Annotated in this window: 6 protein-coding genes and 1 pseudogene; 1 reads left to right on the plus strand and 6 read right to left on the minus strand. The window is 39.8% G+C overall.

What is annotated here, in order from left to right:
• The 5 genes from ACT3QP_RS13730 to ACT3QP_RS13750 form a co-directional block, all read right to left on the minus strand.
• The coding region (locus tag ACT3QP_RS13730; protein WP_444525890.1) for a TSUP family transporter at positions 1-384 on the minus strand (384 nt) is incomplete at its 3' end.
• Between the two features lie 83 nt (positions 385-467).
• Positions 468-1,973, minus strand: a complete 1,506-nt coding sequence (locus tag ACT3QP_RS13735) for a tripartite tricarboxylate transporter permease (protein ID WP_192520125.1) — start codon at positions 1,971-1,973, stop codon at positions 468-470.
• A gap of 5 nt (positions 1,974-1,978) precedes the next feature.
• A complete protein-coding gene (locus ACT3QP_RS13740; RefSeq protein WP_192520124.1) occupies positions 1,979-2,434 on the minus strand; it encodes a tripartite tricarboxylate transporter TctB family protein in 456 nt (151 codons plus the stop codon).
• 94 nt (positions 2,435-2,528) lie between these two features.
• On the minus strand, positions 2,529-3,542 hold the full coding sequence (locus ACT3QP_RS13745; protein ID WP_192520123.1) for a Bug family tripartite tricarboxylate transporter substrate binding protein: 1,014 nt from the start codon (positions 3,540-3,542) through the stop codon (positions 2,529-2,531).
• 588 nt (positions 3,543-4,130) lie between these two features.
• On the minus strand, positions 4,131-5,420 hold the full coding sequence (locus tag ACT3QP_RS13750) for an SLC13 family permease (protein WP_192520122.1): 1,290 nt from the start codon (positions 5,418-5,420) through the stop codon (positions 4,131-4,133).
• Positions 5,421-5,856: 436 nt separating this feature from the next.
• Here ACT3QP_RS13750 and ACT3QP_RS13755 point away from each other — a divergent pair, with 436 nt between their 5' ends.
• Complete coding sequence (locus ACT3QP_RS13755) at positions 5,857-6,585, plus strand: GntR family transcriptional regulator (RefSeq protein ID WP_192520121.1); 729 nt, start codon at positions 5,857-5,859, stop codon at positions 6,583-6,585.
• Between the two features lie 26 nt (positions 6,586-6,611).
• Here ACT3QP_RS13755 and ACT3QP_RS13760 read toward each other — a convergent pair.
• A pseudogene (locus ACT3QP_RS13760) lies at positions 6,612-6,693 on the minus strand (IS5/IS1182 family transposase); the annotation flags it as partial.

The following is a 6,693-nucleotide window of genomic DNA, read 5'->3' on the forward strand; positions in this document are numbered from 1 at the left end:
TACTTTGCCAAACTTGTATTGAAAAATAGTAGAGACTAAAAACGCACCAACCAATAATTGAATCCAGTTTGCGTCCAAACGGCTAAACACCAATGCAGCTAACCACGCACCTAAGATCGCACTTGGAACATAGTACTTGGTTAACGACCAATCAATATCATTCCAAAATAAATATAGCCGTGAGGCGTTACTCATAAAGCTGGCCACGTTGATCACAGGTGGTACAATCGCTACTCCTATCATCGAAGATGTAACGGGTACCAGTAATACTGCACCACCACCTCCAGATATGGTGGAGATAATAAAAGCGATCATGCCAGCGACAAACAAGCCTGCTAAATGCCAAGTCGGAATGGAGTGCAATAAATCTAAAACAAAGGACACTGTAAAATCCTAAAAAAAACGGTGGCCAAACATAAAGCATGACCACCATAGAAAAAGTATTTAGAGAGTAAGGTCACTAAAATTTAAACAACCGTTTTATTAAAGCGCTTACGATAAATGCTACGTATGATAGGCATGAACACCATCAATATTGCTAAACACCACAATACTATCGAAATAGAGCTGCTCCACAGAATACTTAACTCACCCTGTGAGATAGATAAAGCGCGTCTCAAGTTATCTTCCATTAGCTCACCTAGGACATAACCCAAAATCAGTGCTGACAATGGGAAATTCGTTTTGCGTAAAAAGTAACCGAATACGCCAAGCGCCACCATAAATACCATATCAAAAGTTGTGCTATTGATAGAGTAAACGCCGATGAAGCTAACAGCAGCGATAGAAGGTATCAAGATATAATTTGGCACATCAAGTAGTTTTGCAAAGAAGCGAACTAACGGAATGTTCATTATCAATAAAATAACGTTACAGATAAATAAAGACGCAATCAAACCCCAAACTATGTCAGGCTGTTCAGTAAATAGCTGTGGACCTGGCGTAATGTTATATAAAGTCAATGCACCCATCATAACTGCTGTGGTACCTGAACCAGGCACACCCAATGTCAGCATCGGTACAAACGAACCGCACGCAGATGCGTTATTGGCAGCTTCTGGAGAAGCCAAGCCTCGAAGATCTCCTTCGCCGAATTTACCAGTATCACCTGCGATTTTGCGTTCACTGGTATAGGTCATTGCACTAGCAATAGTTGCGCCAGCACCTGGTAAGATACCGACAACGAAGCCCATCAGTCCGCTACGTAGCATAGCGCCTAAACTGAATAACAGCTCTTTAAAATTGAACAAGCTACGCTTACCTTGCTCGACGACTTTTTGCCCAGTGGTGGTTCTCTCAAGTAAAATCAAAATCTCACTAACACTAAAAAACCCGATGACAATCGTCGTAAATTGAATACCATCAGACAGATTGACCGAATCAAAAGTAAAGCGGTAAACACCAGTGACTGCATCAACACCCACTGTAGCAAGACCTAAACCAATCAGCGCCGATACAGCTGTTTTGATAGGTTGGTCACCAACTAAGCCGCTCAAGCAAGTAATGGCAAATACCATGAGTACAAAATACTCAGCAGGACCAAAAGAGACAGCCCAATTGGCTAATAGTGGGGCAAACAATACCACACCGATAGTCGCAATGGTGGCACCAACAAATGAAGCAACCGCCGATATTGATAATGCAATACCTGCTTTGCCCTGTAGAGCAAGAGGGTTGCCGTCCAATGACGTCATAACAGCTGCAGCAGATCCTGGTACGTTTAGCAAAATCGCAGAAATACGGCCGCCATACTCACAACCAAGATAAACTGCCGATAGTAAAATTAGAGCGCTTTCTGGTGGCAAACCAAGGGCAAAAGCAAAGGGAAGTAATATTGCCACACCATTGATAGGACCTAGCCCAGGCAACATACCTACTATGGTACCGATAAAAGCACCCACTAAGGCTATCATTAGGTTTTCGGGGGTTGATGCAACAGCGAAGCCGTGCATTAAAAAGTTAAAGGTTTCCATAATAGCTATCCCATTATCCCTGATAATAATCCAAGTGGCAGAATCACATCTAATACCATGTCAAATAGAACATATAAGGCAATACTGATCACAACTGAAAAAATAAGGCTTTTAATCGGCTTTCCTGCAAACAGCAAACCGACTGTAAAGCACATCAACATGGTAGAAATAACAAAGCCTAAAGGCTCAAATATCAGGCTATAGACAGCCAATGCTGTTACGCATAAAATCAAATTTTTGATAACGGTATTGTCATAACCTAGATTGATGACTTTGGTAAAACGCGCTGGACGGAAGGCAATAACCAAAGTTAAAGCTGCCAATAGGGAAAAAATCAAAATAGGATAAGGACGAGGGCCTATCGGGTCATAAGCAATAGGGGCGACATAACCAATAGCTAAATATGCTAAAAACAAGCTAAATAATGCCATTATCCCAGAAAATAAACGTTCCATTGTCATAAGGAACCCTCCTTGGGTTATCGTATAAAAAGGCTGAAAAATAAGGTTTTCAGCCTTTGTGAAATACTAAAACGATTTAGTAAATAATAAATGATTACTGGGCTTCAGCTTTAACCAGGCCGTACTCAGCCGACAGTTCGCGTAGCTCGCCGGTACGTTTGTACACGTATTCCTGTAGCTCTTCACCCGTCATAGAGAAAGGTAGCAACTCTTGCTGCTCACGGATTTCAGCAAATTTTGGATCCGCTAACATCTTGTCAAAGCTAGCTTTCCACCAGTCATAAGCCGCAGGGCTGACATCTGGACCCATGTAATAACCACGAACGACAGGCCAAGTAACGTCATAGCCTTGCTCTACAGCAGTAGGGATATCAGCCATCGTGCCACCCAATCTCTCATCTGCGAATACCGCTAACACACGTAATTTACCCGCAGAGGCTTGAGGCATGATCTCAGCAATACCAGCACTTACGACAGTGATATGGTCACCCATCACAGCTGTGATTGCTTCGCCGCCGCCTTCCATCGCAACATAAGTCATGTCACTAGGATTGACGCCAGCGGCTTTGGCTAAAATAGCCGTCTGCATCCAGTCTTGACCACCAACACTACCACCAGCGCCAAAACTAATTGCTTTTGGATTTGACTTTAGCTCAGTGACTAAGTCTTCTAAATTCTCAATAGGAGACTCTGCATTTACGGCGATAGCGCCATAATCGGTACCAACAGCTGCAAGCCATTTCACATCTTTTTCAGTGAACTTCCCAAATTTCCCTTGCGATAAATTGAGAATAGAGCCGGTAGAGAAAGCAATGATTGCATCGTTATTAGCACGATCATTGGCAACGATTTTGTTATAAGCCACAGCACCGACGCCACCTGGCATATATGTGACACGCATCGGCTCTTCTAATATAGCGGTATCTTTTAGGCCGGCTTGAGCAAGTTTGCAAGTTAAGTCAAAGCCGCCGCCTGGTTTTGCAGGAGCAATACACTCTGGACGTGAAGGGGCGTCGTAACTAGCATCAGATGCTGCAGTATCAGTTTTATTGCATGCGGTAAGGGTAAGTACAGAAAGGCCAAGAGCCAAATAGGATAGTTTGTTCACACGACACTCCTTGTGTGTATTTTTGATTAAAGAACTCAATAGAGTTTTGATAAAAGAGATAGATTTATTTCAAATGAAGTTTGGACTACCTTGACGATAGCCAATCAACTTTATAAAAGTATATTTTTACGTTTCGTAAAAGTAACAGAATATTATAGAAATAACAAGATACATATGTATGTATATATGAATTTTATTTTAGGTTACTATTGTAACAGTTGATGGAAAATTATTTATCGCTTTAATATCAAGGAAAAGAAGACAATAAAATCTTTTGGATACATGACTGTGACGAATAATGAATATGACGGTTCACGAGTATCAACACCCACAAACGATGCGTTAGAAGAATGCTAAAGCACGTTGTCGCGGATAAACAAAGAATCTGACTAGGTGAATGAAATGAGATTAAGGGCTATAAAGGGTAGCCCAGTAGATATTCAAGACGTTCTACTTATGTCTCAATAAATAGAGAGGTGTGTCAAAGCAATCTTCAGGCGAGGAGCGTCTTAAGGCTTGTTTCTGCTCTCAACATAAGAACACACACTAGGGCGTGTCTTCAACTCATTCGACAGTCATCTCAATGGGCTAAAACATCAGCTGGATAAATAAGAGTGACAGTATACCAATACCAATATCTAAAGGCACTGCCTTGAATAATAGTGCATCGAACAGCTTGTCTTTCTTTATAACAACTTGAGATGCGCCTAACATTAGACTGCCTCCTGATGAGAAAGGAGAAAGTGATGAACTTTGTGCGCCCACGACAATGCAGGTAAATAGTAATAAAGGGCTTAGTCCTGAATTGACGGCTAGGGGTAGCACCATAGGGAATAAAGTGGGGGCAACGACGCCGAGCGTACTAGCAAAGAGAGACATGATGGCACTGATAACAAAGATTAAAGTCGGTATCATCCAGATAGGAACATTGGTACTTAGCCATTCTGTTAGCTCATAAATAACGCCTATCTCAACGCCAAGGCCAATCAACATACCGACGCCACAAATCATAATGAGTGTGTTCCAAGGTATTAACGCGATGACCTTTTTTTCGTCTCCCAGTTTTAACAATAAGCTAATTAAGGCGAAAAAAATGGCGATAAAACCAATATCAACTCGAGCATTCAAAAACTGAATCGCCTCTATATTAGGCATGAGTAAGTTTGAAATAGGTATGATAAGCACAATAGCCATCATTATAAAAATCAGCATAATAGATTGTTTTTGCTTGCTATCGAAAGGCTCTGGCACTATTGCTTGAATCGTGACTTTACTGTTTTTGGCATTGAATAAACTATAAGCACCCAAGACGATCACTGGCATTAAAAAGGTAACCGCGAACACACCTAAAACATAAGCAAAGGTATTATCATTTGCGACACCTGCTCCGCGCATCAGCTCTCTGAAGATAACACCGCTCTGTGAGGTGACAAAATTAGCACCAGCTAATGCGCCATAGTTCACAGATAAAGTAGCAATAACCAGATTTAAGTTAGTACGTTTGGATAACAGCAGGATCATAGGTGCCATTGTGGCTAAAACGGTGTAATAACCGGCCCCTAAACCAGAAATAATCGTGGCGACAAAGAAAATAACCAAAGGCAATAATTCAGGAAAGTGACGACACCTATAGATTAAATGATTCGATAATTTTTCTAAAGCACCGTTCGCTAGAGGAAAGTTATAAAAAAGAGTTACGGCAAAAATAACAAAGAAGATTTTAAGAGGCCATAGCTCGATAATCTCATGAGTTTTAAGACCCAGACCAAAACAGCCGATAAGATATGAAAAGGCAATAGCAAATAAACCAATGTTGATTTTGGTGGTATATCCCAATATGATACATATTACGATAGCGGCTAAAACATAAAAAGTCATGACTGTCCTTTGATGATCTTAACTGTATGAATTCTATAAAAAAATATAGCCATTTTTAGATCGTTTAACGTTTAATACTGAGATTTAAGACACTTCTTAGACTAGATTCCTATATAAGCAAGTGCATCTGATTGAATAGAATGATAGCAAAAAAGGTCACATTAATTAGATAAGGTTGTTCATAAATTTTTAATAATCATATATTTTTAATAATATAGTTGATTCGGTTCAAAAGAGCGTCAAGGAAACCAAGTGCAGATGTATATGTGATATTGCAAGTGAGGTTGATGCGGTCATTCTTTAATATTCATTTGATACATATTAAGGGCACTTAAGACGTCAAACAAGTTTATCGTTAACAGTATGCTTTTTAAGAATAGTAATATTTGACAACGTGGATGCACGTTAATCAGACCCTTTCTATAATGGTGAAAAAATGTTAAAAAATTTAGAAAGTTTTAAGCTGCCAAGATATGAGCAAGTACGATGGCATATCTTAACGTTACTGACAGAAAGTAAGTGGGATGAAAAAGTACCTTTACCAACCGAGCAAGAGCTTGCAAATAAATATCAGGTATCAGTGGGAACCGTTCGAAAAGCGGTTGAAAAATTGGTCGATGACGGTGTATTAACTAAATATCAAGGCAGAGGAACTTTCTTAAAGCGACCAAACTTTGAGAGTTCATTATTAAGGTTTTTTAAATTTCGTGATAAAGACGCTTGCTATGCAACACCTATAGGTGTAGTCAAAAAGGTGATGGTAATAGAGAATGGTCTTGAAGATATTAATAAAAAACTGAATATAAGTAAAAACAAAGCGCTCATTTATATAGAGCGTGTGCGTATTATTGAAGGAAAAATACTGTTAAGTGAAAGAATTTGGTTACCCAAAAGCCGTTACGAAGATTTTACAACCTTAGAGCCAGACGATTTTGAGAATCTCCTTTATCCATTTTATTATACAAAGTGCGGTCAGTTTGTATCGTCTGCCGTAGAGACGCTATTTTTTATAGCTGATTGCATCGATCCTTATCTAGAGAATACCAAACAAGAAAATTTAGTTAAAGTAAATCGTATAGCCAAGGACTTGGAGGGCAATCCTATCGAGTATAGAGAATCATATGGATTGGCAGACAAGTTCAGTTATGAAATTAATATTATTTAGTAATATTACTAGGGTGTGTATAGAATTCAAATCAGGGGCAACCAGATAAAGACACAAGCGAGCATTACCGCCGCTGCATAGCTATCTTTGAGCTTATCATATCGCGTG

This window comes from Psychrobacter sp. AOP7-B1-24 (assembly GCF_052376215.1).
GTDB lineage: Bacteria > Pseudomonadota > Gammaproteobacteria > Pseudomonadales > Moraxellaceae > Psychrobacter.